The sequence below is a fragment of the Streptomyces sp. NBC_01381 genome (assembly GCF_026340305.1).
In the GTDB taxonomy this organism is placed as follows: domain Bacteria; phylum Actinomycetota; class Actinomycetes; order Streptomycetales; family Streptomycetaceae; genus Streptomyces.
Genome location: NZ_JAPEPI010000001.1, coordinates 4,533,126 through 4,555,101 on the forward strand (window position 1 = coordinate 4,533,126; position 21,976 = coordinate 4,555,101).

Below are 21,976 nucleotides of genomic sequence, written 5' to 3' on the forward strand. Positions count from 1 at the left end.
GTCAGTCCCCTTCCGGGACGGGGAAGCGTTGGAGCTCGCCGGGCAGGCGTGCGCCGAGCGGCGACATTCCGCCGTCCGCGCGGTGCCGGGCGAGCAGATCGAGGACGAGGCGTCCGCGCCGGACGCGCTCGCGGGCGGTGGCCAGGGTGTGGTCGCGCAGCTGGGCGCCGTAGGGGTAGATGCCGGGCGACCTGCTCAGGCCGAACTTGAGGTAGAGCGGGGCGCCGCGCCGGATCAGCTCCGCCGCCTCGTACATCCGGACGTAGCCGCCGAGGTCGTCCGGCGCCTCGACGTACAGGTCCATCGGGGCGCTGCTGACCCGGCGGATCTCCGTGAGGTGGTCGAGCGTGAGATCGGACGGGATGTTGAGCGAGTCGGCGCCGAGCCGCTCGAAGACCGTGTACGAGGCCGGGTTGACCGGGCCGATGAGGGCCGACACCTTGAACGTGGTGTCGGCGGGCAGCACCCCGGCGGCGCGCAGCCGGTGCAGGGTCCACAGCACGCCCTCGTCGGCGACGAGCAGGCAGCGCACCCCCAACTCCGTTGCGCGCACGGCGTCTTCGACACATCCGGCGAGCGCGTCATGGCCGCGCGAGCGCAGTCCCGCGCCACCGGAGTCGGTGCGGCTCGCGGCGCCGATGTCCCAGGTGCCGCGCGGCCCGGTGAACAGGCAGAGCTCGATGTCCCGTTCCGCGCAGGCCTCGACCATCTCGGTGATCTCGTCGTCGGTGAGCATCCAGACGCCGCTGCCCTGACTGATCCGGTGGATCGGCACATCGAGCCGCGAGCTCTCCTTGAGCACCACGGCGAGCGCCTCGGGTCCCTCCACCGAGGGGATCTCGGTGCGCCAGGTGCCGCCGTCGGGGAAGCTGTGCGGCGACGCGTCGGCGGGGTCGAGAGCGGGCACGGTGTGTCCGATGCGGGCGAGGGCGCCGGCGCCGGGGCGACGAGGTGCTGACGGGCTGGTCACGGGACTCCCATATGCAGTGTTCGATATTTCGTACGTTGGTCGGGCCGATGGGCGTGCGGCGGCGCGAGGGCCGTCAGAGGCGCGGATCAGGGTCGGAGCAGCACCTTCCCGGTCTTCGGGTCACCGCCGCCGACCAGCGCGACGGCCTCGCCGAACTGCTCCAGTGGGAACTCGTGGGTGATCAGCGGGGCCGGGTCGAGCAGCCCGAGCCCGAAGGCCCGCACCGCCTCCGACCAGGCGGCGGATGGCGCGCCGAAGATGCTGCGCACCTCCAGCTGGCTCAGCGACAGATGCACCGGGTCGATGCCGGTGGCGCCGGGCGTGAACATGCCGGTGAGCACCACCCGGCCGCCCCGGCGCGCGAGCAGACAGGATGAGGCCGCCGTGGTCGGCGCCCCCGCGGTCTCCACGACCAGGTCGTAGCGGCCGTGGTGGCCCTGCGCATCGGCGGGTGTCAGGCTCTCGCTCGCCCCGAACTCCAGCGCCTGCGCGCCGCGTTCGGACCGCGGGTCGATCACGGTCAGCTCGGCGGGCGAGGATGCGGCGAGCAGCTGCACCGCGAGCAGCCCCAGGGTTCCCGCGCCGACCACCGCGATCCGCTCACCGGGCCGCGGCCGCCCCGCCCGCACCGCGCCCGCGATCACCGCGGCGGGTTCCAGGAGGGCGGCGGCGCTCAGGTCGGCGTCGTCGCGCAGGAAGTGCAACAGCCGGGCGGGGACGGCCACATGGTCGGCGAAGGCGCCGGGCTCCGTGAAGCCCGTCTCCGCGTAGCCGCCAGTGCACAGGCTCGTCTCGCCGCACCGGCACCGCTCGCACGTCCCGCAGGCCCGGAACCCCTCGGCGACGACCTTCCGTGCCACGAGCGCCGGGTCGACGCCGGGGCCCGCGGCCTCGACCGTGCCGGACCACTCGTGCCCGGGGGTTACGGGATAGCGCACATACGCGGCGTCCCGGTGCCCGTCGTAGACCTCCCGGTCGCTCATGCAGATCCCCGCGGCGGCCACCCGCACCAGGACCTCGCCGGGGCCGGGCTCGGGCGTCGCCCCCACGACGAGCCGGTGCGAGCCCGGCCTGTCGATGACGATCGCGCGCGAGGATCCGGAGCTCACTTCCCCGCTCCCTTGGGCTTCCCCGCCTTGGGGTCCCGCTTCTCCCAGCCCTCGGCCCACAGGTCGAACCGGGCCTGCTGCTGGGGGAACTCGGCTGCCGCGTCCGTGTCGAGCTCGACGCCGAGGCCGGGGGCGTGGGACACCTCGAAGCAGCCCGTCTCGGGATCCACCTGGGGCGCCCCGCGCACCACCTTCTTGATCTCCGCGTCCGCGAAGTCGTTGAAGTGCTCCAGGATCTTGAAGTTCGGTGTGCAGGCGCCGACTTGGAGGGAGGCGGCCGTCAGCACCGAGCCGCCGACATTGTGCGGGGCGATCAGCGTGTAGTGCGTCTCGGCGGTCGCCGCCAGTTTCCGCGTCTCCAGGATGCCGCCGATGTGGCCGACGTCCGGCTGGATGATGTCGGCGGCCTGCGACTCGAACAGCTCGCGGAACTCGATCCGGTCGTGGATCCGTTCACCGGTGGCGATCGGCATGTCCACCTTGGCGGCGACCTTCTCCAGGGCCTTGAGATTCTCCGGTGGCACCGGTTCCTCCAGCCAGGCGGGCCGGAACGGCGCGAGTTCCTTGGCGAGCCGCACCGCCGTGGACGGGCTGAACCGCCCGTGCATCTCCAGCATCAGCTCGGCGTCAGGGCCGATCGCGTCCCGGACCGCCTCGATCAGCGACACCGCGTACGACGTGCCCGCCTGGTCCAGCTCGAAGTGCCCGGTGCCGAACGGGTCGATCTTCAGGGCGCGGTAGCCCCGCTCGATCACCGCGCTCGCGGCCTTGTGGTACGCCTCCGGGGTGCGCTCGGTGGTGTACCAGCCGTTCGCGTACGCCTTGACCTTGTCGGTGAGCTTGCCGCCGAGCAGCTGCCAGACAGGAACGCCGAGCGCCTTGCCCTTGATGTCCCAACAGGCCATCTCCACACAGGCGATGCCCGACATCACGATCTCGCCGGCCCGGCCGTAGTCGCCGTACTTCATGCGCCGCACGAGATCCTCGATCGCGAACGGGTCGGACCCCACGATGTGGTTGGCCGCCGCCTCGCGGAGATAGCCGAGCAGGGCGTCGGTGCGACCGAGCATGCGGGTCTCGCCGACACCGGTGAGCCCCTCGTCGGTGTGGACCTGGACGTAGGTGAGATTGCGCCAGGGCGTCCCCACCACGTGCGTGCTGATTCCCGTAATACGCAAGGCAGTTGCCCCTTGGTTGTTCGGTATTTCGTCACACGTTCGAAATGTTGGCGTGACGGTATTCACGCAGTCGGTGGGGTGTCAATGGGTCGTACGAAACGGTCTTGGACCGCCCGACGTACCCTCTGGTGACCGCCAGGCCGTTGCGCGCCGAACGTGGCTGTGTCTAGCCTGTGTTCGTCATATCGATCGTTGGCCGAAGTTTCGGACGCAACGTCACACGCGACTTCGGACGCACGGGGTGGGAGGCCGACCATGGGACGACTGGTGCCAGCGGTGACCAGGGCGCTGGACATACTGGAGCTGTTCCTGGAGGGCGACGGGACCCTGTCCGCCCCCGAGGTGACCCGCAGGCTCCAGTTGCCCCGCACCACCGTGCACGAACTGCTCACCACCCTTGCGGCCCGCTCCTACCTTGTCCAGATCCCGGACCAGACGGGCCGCTACCGCCTCGGCGTACGCGCCTATCAGCTCGGCAGCCGGTACGCCGAGCAGCTCGACCTGGCCGCCGAAGGCCAGCAGGTGGCGCGCGAGGTCGCCGAGACCTGCGACGAGACGGTGCACGTCGCGGTCCTGGAGGACACCGACGTCATCTACATCGCCAAGGTGGACTCCACGCACGCCGTCCGGATGGTCTCCGCGGCGGGCCGCAAGCTGCCCGCCCACTGCACGTCGGTCGGCAAGATGCTGCTCGCCTCGCTGCCGCCGGCCGAGCTTGAGGCGCGCGTCGCGGGCCGCGAGCTGACGGCGATGACCCCGAACAGCATCACGGAGCCTCAGGCGCTGCTCGCCGCGCTCGCCGAGATCCGCGAGCGCGGCATCGCGGCCGAACATCGCGAGTCCAACCCGGACGTGAGCTGTGTGGCCGCCCCGGTCCGCGACAGCGCGGGACGGGTCGTCGCGGCGCTCTCCATCTCCGTACCGATGATCCGCTGGAGCGAGGACCGCGAGCGCGAACTCGCCGGGCTCGCCGCCAAGGGCGCGGACGACCTGTCGGTGCGCCTGGGCCATCGCGGCGGACGGTGAAGTAACGGTGCGGCTGGCGCCCCGTAAGGGGCGCGGGGCTGTATCGATCTGCGGCTCCGCCGCGAAGGGGGTCCCCCCTGTTCGAGCGAAGCCGAGAACTTGGGGGAGCGACCAGCCCCCACCGGCCCGCGGGTCCATCACCGCACTTCCAGCGGAGCGCAGGCGGACTCCAGGTCCAGGAGCCGCTGCTTGCGCTCCAGACCGCCCGCGTAGCCGGTGAGCGAGCCGTCGGCGCCGATGACGCGGTGGCAGGGGCGGACGACGAGCAGCGGGTTGCGCCCGATGGCCGTGCCGAGCGCGCGGACGGCGGCACGCGAGAGGCCCATCCGTTCGGCGAGCTTTCCGTACGTCGTGGTCGTGCCGTACGGAAGGGTGTCGAGGGCGTGCCAGACCCGCTGCTGGAAGTCGGTGCCGACGCCGCTCACGTACTCGATGTCGAAGCGCGTCAGGCTTCCCTCGAAGTACGAGCGCAGTTGCGCGGCGATCTCGGCGAAGGCCGCGTCGTCGCGCACCCACCCGTCCTGGACGACGGCCCCGCCCTTCTGCCCCGGCATGGACAGCGAGGCCAGTGCGGTGCCGCCCTTCGCGGTGGCCGACGCCTCGCCGACCAGCAGCAGCTCGCCCAGCGGGCTTTCGACGGTCGTGTAGAGGGCCTTGGCGGTGGTCATCGGATGCTCCCTGCTCTGTGGTGACAGGGGCAAGTCTGCGGGGTGCGGGCGCGAGCGGCTGGCGGGATTCGGACGTGGTCCCCGTCACGCCTTTATGCAACTAGTTGCACAACGCTCGGGCGTCCTCTAGAACTGTGCTGACGACACACCGCGTACGGAGGCCCCGCATGAGCCGCTACCCGAACCTGCTGAACCCGCTCGACCTGGGCTTCACCACCCTGCCCAACCGGGTCCTGATGGGCTCGATGCACGTGGGCCTCGAAGAGGCCCCGAACGGTTTCGAGCGGATGGCGGAGTTCTACGCGACCCGTGCGCGCGGCGGCGTCGGCCTCATCGTCACCGGCGGCATCGCCCCGAACGAGCTCGGCAGGCCCTGGGACGGCGGTGCCAAGCTGACCACGGAGGCGGAGGCCGAGGAGCACGCGGCCATCACCGCGGCCGTGCACGCCGAGGGCGGCAAGATCGCGATGCAGATCCTGCACTTCGGGCGGTACGCGTACCACGAGGGCCTCGTCGCGCCGAGCGCGATCAAGGCGCCGATCAGCCCCTTCGTGCCGCGCGCTCTGGAGGACGACGAGGTCGAGCAGACCATCGAGGACTTCGTGCGCGCCGCCGAGCTGGCCAAGTCGGCGGGCTACGACGGCGTCGAAGTCATGGGCTCCGAGGGCTACTTGATCAACGAGTTCATCGCGGCCCCCACCAATCAGCGCACCGACCGCTGGGGCGGCTCCTACGAGAACCGCATCCGCTTCCCCGTCGAGATCGTCCGCCGCGTCCGCGAGCGCGTCGGCGCGGACTTCATCATCATCTACCGCCTGTCCATGCTGGACCTGATCCCCGGCGGCTCGACCCTCGAAGAGGTCGTCCACCTGGCCAAGGAGATCGAGGCCGCGGGCGCCACCATCATCAACACCGGCATCGGCTGGCACGAGGCGCGCATCCCCACCATCGCGACGTCCGTGCCGCGCGGCGCGTACACCTTCGTCACCAAGAAGGTGATGGGCGAGGTCTCCGTGCCGCTCGTCACCACCAACCGCATCAACACCCCGGAGATCGCCGAGCAGTTGCTCGCCGACGGCGCCGCCGACATGGTCTCGCTGGCCCGCCCGCTGCTCGCCGACCCCGACTTCGTCGCCAAGGCGCGGGCCGAGAAGGCCGAGGCCATCAACACCTGCATCGGCTGCAACCAGGCCTGCCTCGACCACACCTTCAATCTGCAGATCACCTCCTGCCTGGTGAACCCGCGCGCCTGCCACGAGACGGAACTGATCCTGTCCCCGACGCGCACCAAGAAGCGCGTCGCCGTCGTCGGCGCGGGCCCGGCCGGACTCGCCTTCGCCGTCTCGGCCGCCGAGCGCGGCCACGACGTCACGCTCTTCGACGCGGCCCCCGAGATCGGCGGGCAGCTCAACGTGGCCCGCAGGGTCCCCGGCAAGGAGGAGTTCGACGAGACCCTGCGCTACTTCCGCACCCAGCTCGAACTGCACGGCGTGGACGTCAAGTTGAACACTCGCGCCACCGCTCAGGACCTCGCCGACGCGGCGTACGACGAAGTGGTCGTCGCCACCGGGGTCAGCCCGCGCACGCCCGAGATCCCCGGCGTCGACCACCCCAGCGTGGTCGGCTACCTCGATGTGCTGCGCGACAACGTGCACGTGGGGGAGCGGGTCGCGATCATCGGCGCGGGCGGCATCGGTTTCGACGTCGCCGAGTTCCTCACCGACGGCGGCGAGAAGGCCAGCCTGGACCCCGCGACGTACTTCCGGCAGTGGGGCGTCGACATGGACTACAAGGACCGCGGGGGCCTGACGAAGCCCGAGCGGCCCACCCCGCCGCGCTCCGTCCACCTCCTGCAGCGCAAGACGTCCAAGGTCGGCCAGGGCCTCGGCAAGACGACCGGCTGGATCCACCGCACGGAGCTGCGCCACCGCGGCGTCACGATGGTCGCGGGCGCCGCCTACGACCTCATCGACGACGCGGGCCTGCACATCACCGTCGACGGCCACTCCACGGTCATCCCCGTCGACACGGTCGTCCTCTGCTCCGGCCAGGACCCGCGCCGCGACCTGTACGAGGAGCTCGTCGCCGCGGGCGTCGACGCGCACCTCATCGGGGGCGCGGACGTGGCCGCCGAGCTGGACGCCAAGCGCGCCATCAAGCAGGGCACGGAGCTGGCCGCCGCTCTGTGACGCGGCCGCACCGCTCCGAACGCCGTACCTAGGATGGCCGCCATGTCACTCCCGCACGCGATCCTCACCGCCCTGCTCGAGAAGCCGTCGTCCGGGCTCGAGCTGACCCGCAGGTTCGACAAGTCGATCGGCTACTTCTGGTCGGCCACGCACCAGCAGATCTACCGCGAGCTGGGGAAACTGGAGCGGGACGGCGCCATCCGCGCGCTGCCGCAGGAGCAGGCGACGCGCGGGCAGAAGAGGGAGTACGAGGTGCTGCCGGCGGGCCGCGCAGAGCTGGCCCGCTGGACGGCGGCGAGCCAGGACCCCAAGCCGCTGCGGGACACCCTCCTGCTGCGGCTGCGGGCGGCGGCGGTCGTCGGCACGGACGGCATCGAGGCCGACCTGCGCCGCCATCTCACCCTGCACCAGAGGCAGTTGGCCGAGTACGAGGAGATCGAGAAGCGGGACTTCCCGCCGGGCAAGGACGCGGTGGAGGACCGGCTGCGGCATGTGGTCCTCCGGGCCGGGATCGATCTGGAGACGTTCTGGACCCAGTGGCTGGAGCGGACGCTGGAGGAGCTGGACGCGCCGGCGTTGCCCGAGTGACGCAGAAGACGGCCGGCGCCGGCCCGACGTGAGTCGGTCCGGCGGCAGCCGCTTCCTTCCACGGCCCGGTTCAGGGTCGGGGTGGTGCTCCGCGGCGGCGCAGGTACCAGGCGCCGCCGCCGACCGCGGCCGCGGCCACCAGGACCCCGCCCCCGACGAGGGTCAGCGTGCTGTAGTCCTCGCTGCCACCGCCGATGCCGCCTCGGACGCCGAGTGCGGGCGCCGTCGACGAGATGGTCGGCGTGGAGCCGACCCTGACCGTCGAGGGACCGACCACCGACCCGTCGTCGCACCGCACGAGCACCGAATGGGTGCCGGTGGTGACGTTCGTCCAGGAAGCGCTGCCGTTGATCAGCGACGTCTGTCGCCCCGCGGCGAAGCTGGCCGCGGAGGGGCTCATCAGGGAGGCGATGCCGCCGTTGGCGCACTCTGTCGTGGTGGCCCGGACCGTTGTGCCGGTGGCGGTCACGGTGAGCCCCGGACCCGCCGCCGCCGGAGCGGCCAGTGCCAGCGGAAGAGCTGCGGCTGCGGCGGCGATGGTCAGTCCGGAGCGGACCAATATCTGAGTAGAACGCATGTGTCTGCCCTCCGGTGGCACGGGAGGCGGTACGTCCCATGCGCCGCCGGAGGTAGGGAAGCGCCCGTGCTACCTGCGGATGAGCCAACGTGCCATCGGCCAGGACCGCATGCGGACGGCCACCGGGCAGGTGACGGAATCCTTCGTACGGCCGACAGCCGACCCGACGTCACGACGGCCGGCCCGTGGTGACCGCCCGCTCGGCGGAGTAGCCGCCCCATGCCCCGTCGGGAAGCCTGGCCCTGAGCTTCACGCGATGGCGCTCGCCGGGCTCCTTTCCCAGGTAGAAGCTGTGCGTGGCCTTGGTCCGGGGAGCCGTGCCGCCGAAGACCAGCGAGGTGGCGGCCTTGCCGTCCAGGTGGATCTGATACTCGGACACGGCGCCGCCCGTGCGGGGCGGCGTCCACGACAGATCGATGTAGTACGCCCCGCCCGCGCGGTGCGTCGTCGCGCGGAAGCCGGTCGGTGCCGTACCCCGCCCGTCGTCCCGGCCGGGCGCGGTGGTGAGGCGCACGGCCCGGCTCGCGGACGAGAAGTTGTCCGCCGCGTCGCGCGCCTTGACGGTGAAGGTGTACGTGGTGCCCGGACGCAAGCCGGTGATCAGCGTGGTCCGCTCGCCGCGCTCCACGCTGTGGATCTTCGCCGTGCCCTGGTAGATCTCGTACGAGGCGACACCCTGGTCGTCCGAGGATGCGCCCCACGACAGGGTCACCGCCCTGCTGCCCTCGGCCGCGCCGCGCGGCGTGCCGGGACGGGACGGCGGCTCGTGGTCCGCGGCGGCCGCGCCGGGCGTGGTCACGGACAGCTTCTTGCTCGCCGGGCCGACGTTCCCCTCGGCGTCGCGCGCCCGGACGGTGAAGGCGTACGTCGTGGACGGCTGCAGGCCCGTGACATCCACCATGTGCTTGCCGCCCGGCACGCGCTCGACCCGGGTGGCGCCGCGGTACACGTCGTAGCCGGTGACCCCGGTGTCGTCCGTGGCCCGGTTCCACATGACGTGGGCGGTGGTGGCGCTGCCCGCCTGGACGGTGACGCCGCGCGGGGCGGCAGGGGGCGCCACGTCCTTCGAGTCGCTCGGGTCGTCCTGCCAGGCGCAGGAGCTGAGGGCGCAGACGGCGGTGACGGCGAGGAGCGCGGTCAGGTGGGGGGTCCGTCGCATGGGTGTGCCTTCCACTGAGACTGGGACGGCATTGGTCCGGACCTATTGGACACAGTTGGCGGGGGTACATCAAGAGGCCCGCGTGCTCCGTCCGGACCCCGAGCGGTGGCCGGGACGTACGAGTCGGGACAGATTGGGACTTCCGCGTCCACTCAGGGAAGGTCTTTTCTCGTGCGTACCAGAACGGCGGCGCTCGCCGTCGCCGCCGGAGCCGCTCTGCTGGCCACCCCCGCTTCACTGCCCGCGACGGCGCAGGAGCAGGGCGAGCCGAACCCCAAGTCGGCGAATGTCAGGGAGAGTTCACCGGGAGGGGACGCGCCACGCCAGACCTTGGCGCGCGAAGGCTCCGCGAGCGCCGCCGCCCTGCTCGCCAGGGCCGGATCGTGCCGGCAGGTCTCCCGCGGCAAGTACCGCAGCGACGACGGCGCCCCGGCGAACATCCCCGTCTGCGGCAAACGCGGCGCCGTGTTCTGGAAGGCCGACATGGACGTCGACTGCGACGGACGGCCCGGCAAGGCGTGCAACCGCCGCAGCGACCCCCTCTTCTTCCACGCCACCGCCTTCCAGCAGTCCGACGGCCGCCAGCTGGACGCCGAGCGCCTGCCGTACGTCGTCGTGCCGGGCGCGAGCCGCCGCTGGAACCACGCGGCGCACGGCGTCGACGGCGGTTCCGTCGCCGCCGTGATCCACCGGGGCAAGGTTCTGTACGCGGTGGTCGGCGACACCGGTCCCACCGACCTGATCGGCGAGGCGTCCTACGCGGCGGCCAGGGCGCTCGGCATCCGCGCCGACCCCAAGTCCGGCGGCGCGAGCGGCGACGTCACCTACATCGTCTTCAAGGGGCGCGGCGCGTCCCCGATCGAGAGCCACCGGGCCGCGGTCGCCCGTGGCGACGCGCTGGCCCGGCAGTTCCTCCGCCAGAACTGAGGCGGCGAGAGCAGAGGCTCACACCTTCCGATACGCGTACGCCTCCGCTGCCGCCGCCTCCACGGCGGCGAGGTCGGCGCCCGCCGACGCGGTCACCACGGCCGCGACCGCGCCCTCCACGAACGGGGCGTCCACCAGGCGGGCGCCGTCCGGGAGCTCATCGCCCTCCGCGAGCAGCGCCTTCACGGTGAGGACCGCACTGCCCAGGTCGGTGAGGATCGCGACGCCCGCGCCGCGGTCGACCCGCGCGGCGGCCGCGGAGATCAGCTCGGCGCTGGTGCCGAGGCCGCCGTCCTCGGTGCCGCCCGCACCCGCCACGGGGGCGGTCGTCCCGCCGCCCGCGAGCCCGGCGGCCAGCTCGGCGACCGCGTCGGCGACGGGCCCGCTGTGCGAGACGAGGACGATGCCGACCAGCTTGTCGTCACTCATCGCCGGCCCCCTCGCCGCCCGCGGCCTCGGCGAGCGCGTCGAAGAGCAGCGCCGACGATGTCGCGCCGGGATCCTGATGCCCTATGCTGCGCTCGCCCAGATAGCTCGCCCGGCCCTTGCGCGCCTGCAGCGGCGTGGTGGCGAGCGCGCCCTCGTTCGCGGCGGCCCGCGCCGCCGAGAAGGACTCCCCGAGCGCGTCGACCGCCGGGACCAGGGCGTCCAGCATCGTCTTGTCGCCGGGCGCCGCGCCGCCGAGCGCGCCGACGGCGTCGACACCCGTACGGAACGCGTCGGCGAACTGCTGCTCGCTGACCTCGGCGGCGTCGCCGAGCGCCTTGCCGGTACGCCGGAGCAGCGTGCCGTACAGCGGCCCCGACGCGCCGCCCACGGTCGAGATCAGCGTCCGCCCGGCCAGCATCAGGACGGCCCCCGGCGTGGCGGGCTCCTCCTTCTCCAGGGCGGTCACCACGGAGGCGAAACCCCGCTGCATGTTGCTGCCGTGGTCGGCGTCACCGATCGGCGAGTCAAGTTCGGTGAGCCGCTCCGCCTCCCGGTCGACGAGAGCGGCGGCCGAGATCAGCCAGCGGCGGAAGAATGCGGCGTCGAGCACGGAATCTCCTTGCACGGTAGGGCGATTGACTACAAGACGTACGAGTGACTTGCGAGGCGTACGAGCCGATCACCGGGGTCAGACACCCCAGCGCAGCCCGGCGGTGCGCACCGGCGCGTTCCACAGCCGCAGCAGCTCCTCGTCGACCTGACACAGGGTCACGGACGCCCCGGCCATGTCCAGCGAGGTCACGTAGTTGCCGACCAGGGTGTGCGCCACGACGACATCCCGCTCGGCAAGGACCCGCTGCACCTCGGCGTTGAACCCGTACAACTCAAGGAGGGGTGTGGCACCCATCCCGTTCACGAGCACCAGCACGGGATTGCGCGGACGGAGATCCTCCAGCACGGCGTCCACGGAGAAATCCGCGATCTCGCGCGACGTCATCATCGGCCGCCGCTCACGCCCCGGCTCACCATGGATCCCGACCCCCAACTCCAGCTCGCCGGTCGGCAGATCAAAGGTGGGACTCCCCTTGGCAGGCGTGGAACAAGCGCTCAGGGCGACCCCGAAGCTCCGGGAGTTCTCATTCACCTGACGGGCGATCGCCTCGACGCGCTCCAGGGGCATGCCCTCGTCGGCCGCGGCGCCGGCGATCTTCTCCACATACAGCGTCGCGCCGGTACCGCGCCGCCCCGCCGTGTACAGGCTGTCGGTGACGGCCACGTCGTCATTGACGAGCACCTTGGCGACCTGGATGCCCTCGTCCTCGGCGAGCTCGGCCGCCATGTCGAAGTTGAGGACGTCCCCCGTGTAGTTCTTCACGATGAACAGCACACCCGCCCCGCTGTCCACGGCGGCCGCCGCGCGCACCATCTGGTCCGGCACGGGCGAGGTGAACACCTCACCGGGACACGCGGCCGACAGCATGCCAGGACCCACGAACCCACCGTGCAGCGGCTCGTGCCCGGATCCCCCGCCGGAGACGAGGGCGACCTTCCCGGCGACGGGAGCGTCCCTGCGCACGACGACGCGGTTCTCCACGTCGACGGTCAGCTCCGGATGTGCGGCGGCCATCCCCCGCAACGCGTCCGCGACGACTGTCTCCGCAACGTTGATCAGCATCTTCACTGGTACCTCCGGGGTGCGGTTGGCGATCCAACGCCAGTATCGACGCACAGGTTGAGTCGGGCACCCATTGCGGCATTACCCACCGCCGCGCGCCGCTCGGTCCCGCCCCGCACTTGAGACGCGGGCCCCGGCCGCGCGCGGCCGCTGGCGCGTTCGCGTCATGGCGTGCCCGTGCCATGGCGCATGCACGTCACGGCGTGAACGCGCAGGCTCCGTCCGTGGATCGGGGCACGGCCGCCGGGCCACCCTGAGGTGGCGCCGCCGTGGGCGGTGCGTGAATTCCCTGAACGCGTGTATCCCCTGAAGGAGACACCTCCGTGAGCATGTCGCCGAGCAGACCCGTGGACCGGATCACCAGGACACCCGTCCGCCGCGAGCCCGCCCGCCGCACGACCCCGCGGCCGCGCCCGCAGCGAGCACCGAATGCCCGCGGGGACGGCGGCGCGTCCGTCGGCCCCGCGCTGTTCCGGATCACCACGGCCCCGCTGGAGCCCGCCGGTGAGCTGCGGGTCGGGCAGTTGTCAGGGCCGTACGTGGCCGCCGATGTGCTGGCCCGGTTCCTGCGCGCCGACGGGCGGCACGTCCTGTTCACCGGCGCCACCGCTGACCACGCCACCGCCGTGGAGGCACGGGCGCTGCGCCGCGGCCGGAGCGCCGCCGAGGTGGCCGCCGGGTTCCGGGCCGCCGTCGACGCGGACTGGCAGCGGGCGGGCATCACCTTCGACCGGGTCGTGCGGGCCCGCCGCGACCGGGGATACGGCCGCTGGCTCGGCACCCTCGTGGCACGGCTGCACTCCGATGGCATGCTCACCCCGCGGGAGGGCCCCTTGCCGTACTGCGCCCCGTGCGCGCGATGGCTGCACGGCGCGCATGTGACCGGTGGCTGCCCGCACTGCGGCGCGGCCGCGGACGGCACGGGCTGCCACGCCTGTGCCCGGCCGTACGACGCTGCCGAACTGGCCCGCCCCGTCTGCGCGTTGTGCTCCACGCCCGCCGCACCGCGCCCGTGCCGTCGGCTGCTTCTTCCCCTGGAGGGCTTCCGGGATCCGCTCGCCGCGTACTGGGCGGCGCTCGACGCGCCGGAGCGGCTCGCCGGTCTCTTCGCGGCGCTCCTGGCGGACCGGCTGCCCGAGCTGCCGGTGGGGCAGCCGGGGGAGTGGGGGGTGCCCTTGCCGGTGGCCGGTCACGAGGATCAGCGCGTCGACGGCCGCTTCGAGGCGGCCGCGCTTGAGCTGTACGGCAGGGGCCCGGACAGCGGCCGCCCGGCTCCGGGCGAGACGCTGCACTTCGGCGGCCTGCGCGACGCCGTCGACCACACGGTCGTGCTGCCCGCACTCCTGCTCGCCTGCCGAGTCCCGCCGGAGGTCCACCCCCGGCCGCGCTTCCGCCTGAGCGCGGCCAACGGACCCGGCGCGGACCGCACCTGGGCGCTCGACGTCCTGAACGAGTTCGGCTCGGACGCCGTACGCCGCCATGCCGTGCACGGCGAAGGCCCCGCACAGGCGCTCGCGGTGCTCCACGGGACGTGGAACCGCTGGCTCGACGAACTCTTCGCGTCCGTACGGCAGTTGAGTGGGGGACGGGTGCCGCTGGAACCGCCGGGCGGCCCCGGCTGGCCCGAGCACCGCCGCCGACTGGCGCACACGGTACGGCTGTTGCGTGCGGCGTACGGAGACGGGGGCGCGGACACCTTCGACCCGCGCCGCGCCGTACGGCTGCTCGACGCGACGGTCCGCATGACGCAGGCGCTGCCCAGGGCGGAACTCCCGCAGCTGACAGGCCAGTTGAGCGTCGCGGCGGCGCTCACGGCATGGGCCCACCCGGTCATGCCGGAAGGCGCCCGGCGGCTCGCGGCCGCCCTCGGGGTCCCGGCGGGCGGACCCGTCACCCTCGACGCGCTCGCCGTGCTGCGGCCCGGGACGCAGGTCGGTCCAGCGTCGGCCCCGGTCTTCGGGTTCTGAACGGCCGGAGTCAGTCCAGCCAGCCGAGGCGCATCGCCTGCACGCCCGCCTCGAAGCGGCTGGACGCCCCCAGCTCCTGCATGAGTTCGGAGAGGATACGGCTCACGGTGCGCAGCGAGACGCCGAGGCCACGGGCGATCTTCTCGTCCTTCATGCCGGTGGCCAGCATGCGCAGGGCGGCGCGCTGCTGCTCGGTGAGCCCGGAGCTGTCCCGGGCGCACTCGCCCTGCTCGCCGTACGGCGTCGCGGTGCGCCAGAGGTGTTCGTACAGCGCGCTGTACGAGCGCACCAGCGCGGGGCCACGGGCCAGAATCGCCCCGGCCGCGTGCCGCTCCGGGTCCACCGGAAGCAGCGCGAACCGCCGGTCCGCGATGATCATGTTCATCGGGATGTCCGCGGAGATCCGCAGCTCGGCGCCGACCGCGGCCTTGCGTGCGAGATGCTCCATGCCCTGCGGGGTGTTGGCCCCCGATGCGCTGAAGACATAGCGCACCCGCACGCCCTTGGCGATCTGCCGGCGGTCACGCGACAGGGCGCGCTCCGGGATCTCCCGGCCCTGGTCGATCAGCGGCTGCAGCGCGGAGAGTTCGTGCTCGACCGTCTCGGTGATGTCCTCGAGGGCCTGCTGGATGCGCCGGTAGTCGGTGATCACCTCGACCTCGACCTCGGCGGACGGTGCGAGGACCTCGGAGCGCAGAAAGCGGGTGGCAAGGGACTCCAGGCGGCCGTTGACCTGCTCGGCGCGGCGCAGGTCCTCGCGCAGCCGCCCCCGTTCGCCCTCCAGGAGCTTGATCAGGGCCATCTCGGGGCTGACCACGGCGACCGAGTCCGTCTCGCTCTCGGACGGTTCGCCCGCGGCGAGGGCGAGCCGGTTGTCGTGCTGGGCGCCGGTCGGCACGACGAGGCCCAGGTCGAGCAGTTCGCGGCGGCACCGCTCCCGTTCCTCCGGGCCGAGCCCGAGTTCGGCGACGGCCTCCTCGAAGTCGGAGGCGCCGCGCCTGCGCAACTCCGCGTAGAGGGCGAGCGCCAGATCCTCGGCGCGCGCCCCGGTTCTCTCCACGGCCCTGACGACTGTCACCGCACCGCCCCCTCGCTGTCGGTTCCCCTTCCCTGCGCGCGATCCTACGTGAATCAAGATCACGGGCTCCGGGAGACCGAACGGCGGTCAAACGGCGGTCAATCGGAGGTCAGGGGAACGAGACCACTGTGGACGGCACGGTGTCGCTGCCCGAAGTGGGCGCGCCGGTGGCGTTGATGACGTGGGCGTACTGGCCCTTGCCGCCGAGCGAGACGACCAGGAGGTGGTGGAACTTCACGCCCGGCGTGTTCGGGGCGGCGAAGCCGTGCTCCTGGACGATGGTCGGGTCGACGTTGTAGTAGCAGTAACTGCCGAGGCCCCAGCCCTCGTGGGTGGTGACGGAGTCGGCGACCTTGTAGGCGGCGAAGCCGCGGAGGTCGCCGTTCTGGATGGCGGCCTGGTTCGGGGCGTCGTACGCCTTCTCGTTCTGGTAGAAGATCGTGCGGCCGCGTTCGCCCTTCCACTGCACGTCGTACTTGTTGAAGTGCTCCACGAACAGGCCGGTGGCCAGGACGTCGTCGCCGTTGACGACGATGCCGTAGTCGGCCCGGTTGGTCTCCCAGCCGACGCCCTCGCCGTGGTCGGCGCGCCAGACCCAGGTGTGGTCGACGACGGTGTGCCGGCTGTTGATCACCATGCTGGTGGTGGCCTTGCCCGCGCCCGCACCGCCGATGCGGATGAACACGTCCTGGACGGTGGTCGGGTTGCCGGCGTGGGCGGCGCTCGCGCCCTGCGGCCCTATCTCCACCAGCGTCTCGGAGTTGGCCGTTCCGGCGTCGACGAGGAAGCCCGCGAGCCGCACCCCGTCCACGTCGGCGGTCTTCACGGCGGTCACCCCGCCGTCGGGGACGAGCGTGGCGTAACCGATGCCGAGGACCACGGTGTTGGCCCGCTTGACCTCGATCGGCCGGTCGAGGTGGTAGATGCCGGGGGTGAGCAGCAGGTGCAGTCCCTGGTCGAGCGCGGCGTTGAGGGTGGCCGCGGTGTCGCCTTCCTTGGCGACGTAGAAGGCGGAGAGCGAGAGGGATTCGCCGTGCGGGGTGCCGTTGCCCCAGCTGGTGCCCCGGGCGTTGGTGCGCGGGGCGGGCAGGAAGACCTTGTACTCCCCGCCGGCGAGGTGGAGGAAGGGCTTCTCCCGGGAGTACGGGGTGGTGCCGAGGGTGGTGTACGGCGGGTTGGGGAAGGCGTTGGCGGGCGCGCCCTCGACGCCGGAGAAGACCATGTTCCAGACGCCGTTGAGCCAGCCGCCGACCGAGCTGTCGCGGGTGTACCACTGCTGCTGGGAGTAGGGCTGGACGGTGCCGTCGATGCGGCTGTCGGCGATGTAGCCGCCGCTGGCCCAGCCGTACCCGTTGGGCGCCAGGTTCAGGTCGCCGCGCACATGCATCCGGCGGAACGGGGCGGCCTGGGAGACCGCCCAGCGGTTGGCGCCGCTGACCGGGGAGAGGGAGAGGTTCTCCGCCGAACGCCAGAAGTTCTGCGTGGCGTTGCCGTTGAACCAGCCCGCGTCGACGGTGACGTCGCCGTTGATGTGGGTGTCGTCGGGGGAGAGGCCAAGGCCCATGATCGAGGTGTAGAAGCCGATCTGGGCGTTGAGCCCGCTGTAGGTGCCGGGCTTGAAAAGGAGCGCGTAGCGGTTGGTGCCGAACTGTGCCGACTCCTGCCGCTTGAACACCTCGTCGAGTTTCGCCTGGATGCCGGCGGTGGACGGGTCGAAGACGATGACGTTCGGCCCGAAGTCCGGATCGGCGGCGGACGCGGCAGGCGTCGCGGGCGTCTCACCGGCGGTGGCCACGCGCGAGCCGAGCAATCCGGTGGCCGGAACGGCCAAGGCGGCGGCCAGGGCGCCGCGGCGGGAGAGAGGAAGGTGCGCTGACATGGGCAACTCGCTTCACTGGTGGGGGAATGCTGTGCCGTTCTGCGTTCGGAACGTGAACGGAGAGAAGTCTGAGAGCGCTCTCTCGCGTTGGATAGTTGTGTCTGAGTCAGGGCGCGTCAAGGGGGTGCGCGTGATGTCGTGCCGACTTCAGTGCAGGAAGTCAACTAAGTGATGGTGTAGGCGAGTTGGGAAGACCGGTCCCTCAGGAAGCCGAAGCCGAAGCCGAAGCCGGAGCCGGAGCCGGAGCCGGATTAGTCGGAGTCGGAGCCGGCCGGTCCGCGCGGACCACGCCGAACGCGTCCGCCATCCGCAGCGCCGCCTCCAGGTCGCCGTCGACGGAGATGAGCTCGGCGCTCACCGCGTCCTCAAGCGGCAAGGCGCCCATGCCCATCTGCAGCAGCGTTCCCAGGTCGGTGACCAGGGTCGCGGCCGCGTCCGCGGCGGGGCCGACGGCCGTCTCGACGGTGCCGTCGTCGACGCGGGCGTGGAAGACGAGCCCGTCGATCACGAACTCATAGGCCTCGCGCACCCCACGCGCGTGCTCGGGGCGGAAGGTCGCCCCGACCGCGCCCACCATGCCGTGACGGCCGCCGGTGGCCTCGGGATGCGCGCCGAGGATCGCGATCACCCGTGCGGCGGCCGGGAGTTCGCCGTCGAGCCGGGCGAGCCCGCGTGCTGTCGCTTCCTCGATGTCCATGAGCCGGGCGCCGATGGCGAGGAACGTCCCGAGGTCGGTGGTGATCGCGCAGACGGCGTCCGGCGCCGCGCCGTGCCGGATGTCGAGTACGCCGTCGTCGACACGGAGATGGAACACGTCCTCGTTCACCGAGAACTGGTACGTCTCCCGTATGCCCCGCGCCTCATCCGGCCGGAAGCTCGCGCGCAGGCACCCGAGCACCCAGCTGAGCCGGAAGGCGTCGCCGGGGCGGGGGCTGACCGGAAGGCGCATGCCCCAGCGGGTCAGCTCGTCGATCAACGGGCGCATGGTGGCGCCGAGTTCGGTCAGCTCGTAGACCGTGGAAGCCGCCGGGGCGGGCAGTTTGGTCTGGCTGAGAATGCCCGCGTCGCGCAGCGCGCGCAGCCGCTCCGCCAGGACGTTGGGGCCGATGCCGGGCAGTCCCGCGACGAGGTCGGTGTAGCGCCGGGGGCCGAGCAGCAGCTCGCGCACGATCAGCAGTGACCAGCGGCCGCCGACGACATCCAGGGCCCGTGCCGCGGGACAGTCCTGGTCATAGCTGCGTGTCATACGAGAGAGCTGCCTTTCTCAATTGATAGCGGCTACTTAGATTTTCTAGAGTAGCGGTGAACTCGGGGGCACCAGTGGCCTGTTGGGTCGCGCTGGGGCCGACCACCCCGCGCCGAGCACTCGACCAAGTCGTGCCGCACGCACCGTGACGGCCGCTGGCCTGCTGTCGGCGCTATTGGTGGGCGGCGTACAGGCCTCGGAGGCGGCGCGGAAGGCCCCGGCGCCGTGTGCGGGGGCGTCGTGCGCTTCGACCCCACCGCGCCCAGCCGAAGCCCGAGCGGCTTCCGCAGCGGCGAGCTCATCAGGGTGGACCCGGCCACCGGCCGCTCCTGCGTGCCGGCGTCGGGACTGCACCTGCCGAGCAGTGTCCGCGTACCGCGCCCAGCAGTACGCGCCAAGCAGCACGCAGCAAGAAACGACGCATCCCTGATGTCAGCGCGAGAGCTCTCCGACATGCCCGCCGAGATGAAGGCGGTCCAGTGCCGCAGCGTCGGCGCCGACCCCGAGGTCGTCACCGTGCCGCGCCCCGAGCCCGGCCCGGGGCAGGTGCTCCTGAAGGTCACCGCCGCCGGTGTCTGCCACTCCGACATCGCGGTGATGAGCTGGCCGGCCGAGGCGCTGAACTTCCCGCTGCCCCTCACTCTCGGTCACGAGGGCGCGGGGACGGCCGCCGCGCTCGGCGAAGGCGTCACCGGGTTCGAGCTCGGCGACCCGGTGACCGCCGTGCCGCTCACCGACGCGGGCCTGACCCCGTACCACGCCATCAAGACCTCGCTGCCGAAGCTGCTGCGTGCGCTGACCCCGGTGCGGCGGAGCGGCGTCCGTGGGCTTCGGCACGGTCCCGTACGACACCGTGGTCCGCGCCCCCTACTGGGGCAGCAGGTCCGAGCTGATCGAGGTACTCGACCTGGCCCGTTCCGGGGCGATCGACGTCCACGTGGAGCGGTACGCCATCGACGACGCCCCCAAGGCGTACGAGCACCTGCACGAGGGCCGGATCAACGGCCGCGCGGTGATCCTCCCCACCGGCTGACCGCCCGGCGCCACGGGGCGTGCAGGCCACCGGATGCGAAGTGCGCCGGATGCCGGGAACCTGGATGTGGGGGCGACGCACACAGGAAGGTTCCCCATGTCAGTCATGGACAAGCTCAAGAGCATGCTCAAGGGCCACGAGGACAAGGCCGGGCAGGGCATCGACAAGGCGGGCGACTTCGTCGACGAGAAGACCCAGGGCAAGTACAGCAGCCAGGTCGACACCGCCCAGGACAAGATGAAGGACCAGCTCGGCAGGGACCAGGACCAACCTCCGCAGGCATAGGGGCGCGAAGGGTCACACCCGGAACACGGGGGATCCTCCGTCGACGGCCAGAACGGCGCCGGTGACGAACCCGGCGCCGTCGCCGTCCGGCCGACAAGCCCGGCGGCGGAGCTACCGGGTGAGCTGCCCCTCCTCCGCGAGGCCCGGGATCAGGGGGCGCGACGCCGCGATGTAGTCGTAGATCAACGTACGTGAGGTGTTCCGTACGCCGTGGAGTTCGTCGCGGGTCTCCGCGCCCGGTATCGCCTCCACGGCCTTGAGCGCGTCCCGGCCCAGCGCGGCAAGGTCCGGCGCGTCGGTGAGCAGTTCGGCACGGAACATGGCCTCCATCGCCACCGCCCTCAACCGCTGTGCCTCGCGGCGCAGTTCGTGGAGCTCGACCTCTTCCCTGATCCGGCCGTCGTCGTGCCGGGCGAACCAGTAGTCCATCTGTCCCCGGCGGTAGTTGGCCAGCGTGCCGCCGAAGGAGCAGTAGGCGTCGATGCGTTCCTGCCGCAGGCGCTCTTCGCGCGTGAACTGCTCGGCCCGCAGCGCCGTTCGGTGCTGGAGGAGATGAGTCAGCCCGGCGCCCAGGAGGGTACCGAGTACGGCGACGACACTGGTGGCTACGACATCCATGGGGTCAGGGAAGCACGCGTGGCCGCCGCACCGGGCGTACGGGGGCGAGTGTGGCCGGATAGGTGCTCTTGCGCTCGGTCCCGGAGGAAGTCGCAGCCGGAGAGTCCCGCCCGCTCGATTGCCGGACGACTGAGTGTCGCCTGATGTTCGCCTCTGCTTCACCGGCCCGCATCCATGATCAGTGAGCATCTGGGTTCCATGTGCAGTAGCTCCAGGGGGACAACGGTGCAGCGCCCACGCCCGACACGTACCAACTCATCGATCGTCGCGGTCGCTTCGGCCTCCATGGCGGTGGTGGTGTCACTGGCGGGATGCGGGGTCATCGGTCTCGGCGAGGGCGACGACAAGGCGAGCGCGTCCGCACGCCCCTCCGCGCTGCCCCACATCGACTGTGCCAAGAAGGCGCAGGTCGCGGGGTCGGGATCGAGCGCCCAGCAGAACGTGATGAAGTACTGGATGAAGCAGTACCAGCAGGCGTGCCCCGGTGTTCAGCTCGCCTACAACCCGCTGGGCTCGGGAGCGGGCGCCGCGCAGTTCCTGCGGGGCGCGACCGCGTTCGGCGGCTCCGACAGTGCGCTGAAGCCGTCGGAGGCTCACAAGGCGCCGGGTGTCTGCCCGGGCGGCAGGGTGATCAATCTGCCGATGGTGGGCGGCCCCATCGCGATCGGCTACAACCTGCCGGGCGTGGACGACCTGGTGCTCGACGCGCCGACCCTCGCCAAGATCTTCGACTCGCGCATCAGCAGTTGGGACGACCCCGAGATCCAGGAGCTGAACCCCGGCACCGAGCTGCCGTCGATTCCGGTCCGGCCGCTGCACCGGTCGGACGACTCGGGCACCACCCAGAACCTTCAGGCGTATCTCGCCGGTGCCGCGCCCGAGGTCTGGCCGTACGAGGCGGAGAAGTCCTGGCAGGGCAGGGGCGGCGGTTCGGCGAGCGGCACCAGCGGGGTCGCCTCCGAGGTGAACTCCGCCTTCGGCACGATCGGTTACGTCGAGCTGTCCTTCGCGGAGAGCAAGGACATCAGGACGGTCCGCATCGACACGGGGGCCGCGGAGCCCGTCGCCCCGACCCCGGAGACGGCTTCCGCCGGTATCGCCGCGGCCCAAGTCATCGGCAAGGGCAAGGACTTGACGCTGAAGTTCCGCCATGACCTGTCGGCCGACGGCGCCTACCCGATCTCTCTCGTCACGTACGAGCTCGTCTGCGACAAGGGAAATCAGCCCGCGACGCTGCCCGCCCTGAAGTCCTTTCTGACCTACACGGCGGGCGACGAAGGGCAGCGGCTGCTTTCCGAGATCCACTATGCGCCGCTGCCGAAGTCGGTCGCGGTGCAGGTGCGGCAGGTGGTCCGGGAACTGTCCTGACGGCCGG

The 21,976-nt window shown here is 71.7% G+C and carries 20 protein-coding genes and 1 pseudogene; 8 read left to right on the top strand and 13 right to left on the bottom strand.

The window, feature by feature from the left end; all coding sequences use genetic code 11:
* Position 1: 1 nt before the first annotated feature.
* The 3 genes from OG453_RS21140 to OG453_RS21150 all read right to left on the bottom strand — a co-directional run bounded on the left by OG453_RS21140 (position 2) and on the right by OG453_RS21150 (position 3,257).
* Positions 2-970, bottom strand: coding sequence for a hypothetical protein (locus OG453_RS21140; protein ID WP_266869546.1), 969 nt, complete (start codon positions 968-970; stop codon positions 2-4).
* Positions 971-1,056: 86 nt separating this feature from the next.
* Positions 1,057-2,079: a zinc-binding dehydrogenase gene (locus OG453_RS21145; protein ID WP_266869547.1), complete on the bottom strand. Its 1,023-nt coding sequence runs from the start codon at positions 2,077-2,079 to the stop codon at positions 1,057-1,059.
* The gene (locus tag OG453_RS21150) at positions 2,076-3,257 is read right to left on the bottom strand and encodes a mandelate racemase/muconate lactonizing enzyme family protein (protein ID WP_266869548.1); all 1,182 of its coding nucleotides are present in this window, start codon (positions 3,255-3,257) and stop codon (positions 2,076-2,078) included. Before OG453_RS21150 ends, OG453_RS21145 begins: the two co-directional genes overlap by 4 nt.
* 255 nt (positions 3,258-3,512) lie before the next feature.
* Here OG453_RS21150 and OG453_RS21155 point away from each other — a divergent pair, with 255 nt between their 5' ends.
* The gene (locus OG453_RS21155; protein ID WP_266869549.1) at positions 3,513-4,283 is read left to right on the top strand and encodes an IclR family transcriptional regulator; all 771 of its coding nucleotides are present in this window, start codon (positions 3,513-3,515) and stop codon (positions 4,281-4,283) included.
* A 137-nt stretch (positions 4,284-4,420) separates the two neighbouring features.
* Here the strand turns inward: OG453_RS21155 and OG453_RS21160 are convergent, their stop codons facing one another.
* Positions 4,421-4,951 (bottom strand): methylated-DNA--[protein]-cysteine S-methyltransferase, encoded by a 531-nt coding sequence (locus OG453_RS21160; protein WP_266869550.1) that lies wholly within the window; start codon positions 4,949-4,951, stop codon positions 4,421-4,423.
* 167 nt (positions 4,952-5,118) lie between these two features.
* Between OG453_RS21160 and OG453_RS21165 the strand changes: the two genes are divergently transcribed.
* Complete coding sequence (locus OG453_RS21165; RefSeq protein WP_266869551.1) at positions 5,119-7,140, top strand: NADPH-dependent 2,4-dienoyl-CoA reductase; 2,022 nt, start codon at positions 5,119-5,121, stop codon at positions 7,138-7,140.
* A gap of 42 nt (positions 7,141-7,182) precedes the next feature.
* On the top strand, positions 7,183-7,728 hold the full coding sequence (locus OG453_RS21170; protein WP_266869552.1) for a PadR family transcriptional regulator: 546 nt from the start codon (positions 7,183-7,185) through the stop codon (positions 7,726-7,728).
* Between the two features lie 70 nt (positions 7,729-7,798).
* Here the strand turns inward: OG453_RS21170 and OG453_RS21175 are convergent, their stop codons facing one another.
* Positions 7,799-8,305 (bottom strand): hypothetical protein, encoded by a 507-nt coding sequence (locus OG453_RS21175; RefSeq protein ID WP_266869553.1) that lies wholly within the window; start codon positions 8,303-8,305, stop codon positions 7,799-7,801.
* Positions 8,306-8,474: 169 nt separating this feature from the next.
* Entirely contained in the window at positions 8,475-9,464 is a 990-nt protein-coding gene (locus OG453_RS21180) for a fibronectin type III domain-containing protein (RefSeq protein ID WP_266869554.1), read from the bottom strand.
* 171 nt (positions 9,465-9,635) lie between these two features.
* Between OG453_RS21180 and OG453_RS21185 the strand changes: the two genes are divergently transcribed.
* On the top strand, positions 9,636-10,391 hold the full coding sequence (locus OG453_RS21185; protein WP_266869555.1) for a glycoside hydrolase family 75 protein: 756 nt from the start codon (positions 9,636-9,638) through the stop codon (positions 10,389-10,391).
* 18 nt (positions 10,392-10,409) lie between these two features.
* Here the strand turns inward: OG453_RS21185 and OG453_RS21190 are convergent, their stop codons facing one another.
* The 3 genes from OG453_RS21190 to dhaK form a co-directional block, all read right to left on the bottom strand.
* Complete coding sequence (locus tag OG453_RS21190) at positions 10,410-10,820, bottom strand: PTS-dependent dihydroxyacetone kinase phosphotransferase subunit DhaM (protein ID WP_135333713.1); 411 nt, start codon at positions 10,818-10,820, stop codon at positions 10,410-10,412.
* On the bottom strand, positions 10,813-11,430 hold the full coding sequence (gene dhaL / locus OG453_RS21195) for a dihydroxyacetone kinase subunit DhaL (RefSeq protein ID WP_266869556.1): 618 nt from the start codon (positions 11,428-11,430) through the stop codon (positions 10,813-10,815). The genes OG453_RS21190 and dhaL overlap by 8 nt, the downstream gene beginning before the upstream one ends.
* A gap of 78 nt (positions 11,431-11,508) precedes the next feature.
* Positions 11,509-12,501 carry a dihydroxyacetone kinase subunit DhaK gene (gene dhaK, locus OG453_RS21200; RefSeq protein WP_266869557.1) on the bottom strand — a complete coding sequence of 331 codons (993 nt, stop codon included), beginning with the start codon at positions 12,499-12,501 and terminating at the stop codon, positions 11,509-11,511.
* A 323-nt stretch (positions 12,502-12,824) separates the two neighbouring features.
* On the opposite strand from dhaK, the gene OG453_RS21205 reads away from it, so the two are divergent.
* Positions 12,825-14,462 (top strand): class I tRNA ligase family protein, encoded by a 1,638-nt coding sequence (locus OG453_RS21205; RefSeq protein ID WP_266869955.1) that lies wholly within the window; start codon positions 12,825-12,827, stop codon positions 14,460-14,462.
* A gap of 10 nt (positions 14,463-14,472) precedes the next feature.
* On the opposite strand, the gene OG453_RS21210 is transcribed toward OG453_RS21205, so the two are convergent.
* The 3 genes from OG453_RS21210 to OG453_RS21220 all read right to left on the bottom strand — a co-directional run bounded on the left by OG453_RS21210 (position 14,473) and on the right by OG453_RS21220 (position 18,665).
* Entirely contained in the window at positions 14,473-15,540 is a 1,068-nt protein-coding gene (locus OG453_RS21210; RefSeq protein WP_266869559.1) for a LuxR C-terminal-related transcriptional regulator, read from the bottom strand.
* Between the two features lie 109 nt (positions 15,541-15,649).
* Positions 15,650-17,419, bottom strand: a complete 1,770-nt coding sequence (locus tag OG453_RS21215; protein WP_266869560.1) for a coagulation factor 5/8 type domain-containing protein — start codon at positions 17,417-17,419, stop codon at positions 15,650-15,652.
* A gap of 202 nt (positions 17,420-17,621) precedes the next feature.
* Positions 17,622-18,665, bottom strand: coding sequence for a helix-turn-helix domain-containing protein (locus tag OG453_RS21220; RefSeq protein ID WP_266869561.1), 1,044 nt, complete (start codon positions 18,663-18,665; stop codon positions 17,622-17,624).
* Positions 18,666-19,130: 465 nt separating this feature from the next.
* Between OG453_RS21220 and OG453_RS21225 the strand changes: the two are divergent.
* Positions 19,131-19,698: pseudogene (locus tag OG453_RS21225) on the top strand (alcohol dehydrogenase catalytic domain-containing protein).
* A 96-nt stretch (positions 19,699-19,794) separates the two neighbouring features.
* A complete protein-coding gene (locus OG453_RS21230) occupies positions 19,795-19,983 on the top strand; it encodes an antitoxin (protein ID WP_266869562.1) in 189 nt (62 codons plus the stop codon).
* Positions 19,984-20,094: 111 nt separating this feature from the next.
* Here OG453_RS21230 and OG453_RS21235 read toward each other — a convergent pair whose 3' ends face one another.
* Entirely contained in the window at positions 20,095-20,601 is a 507-nt protein-coding gene (locus OG453_RS21235) for a hypothetical protein (RefSeq protein ID WP_266869563.1), read from the bottom strand.
* A 225-nt stretch (positions 20,602-20,826) separates the two neighbouring features.
* Here OG453_RS21235 and pstS point away from each other — a divergent pair, with 225 nt between their 5' ends.
* Positions 20,827-21,969, top strand: a complete 1,143-nt coding sequence (pstS, locus tag OG453_RS21240; RefSeq protein ID WP_266869564.1) for a phosphate ABC transporter substrate-binding protein PstS — start codon at positions 20,827-20,829, stop codon at positions 21,967-21,969.
* Positions 21,970-21,976 lie beyond the last annotated feature (7 nt).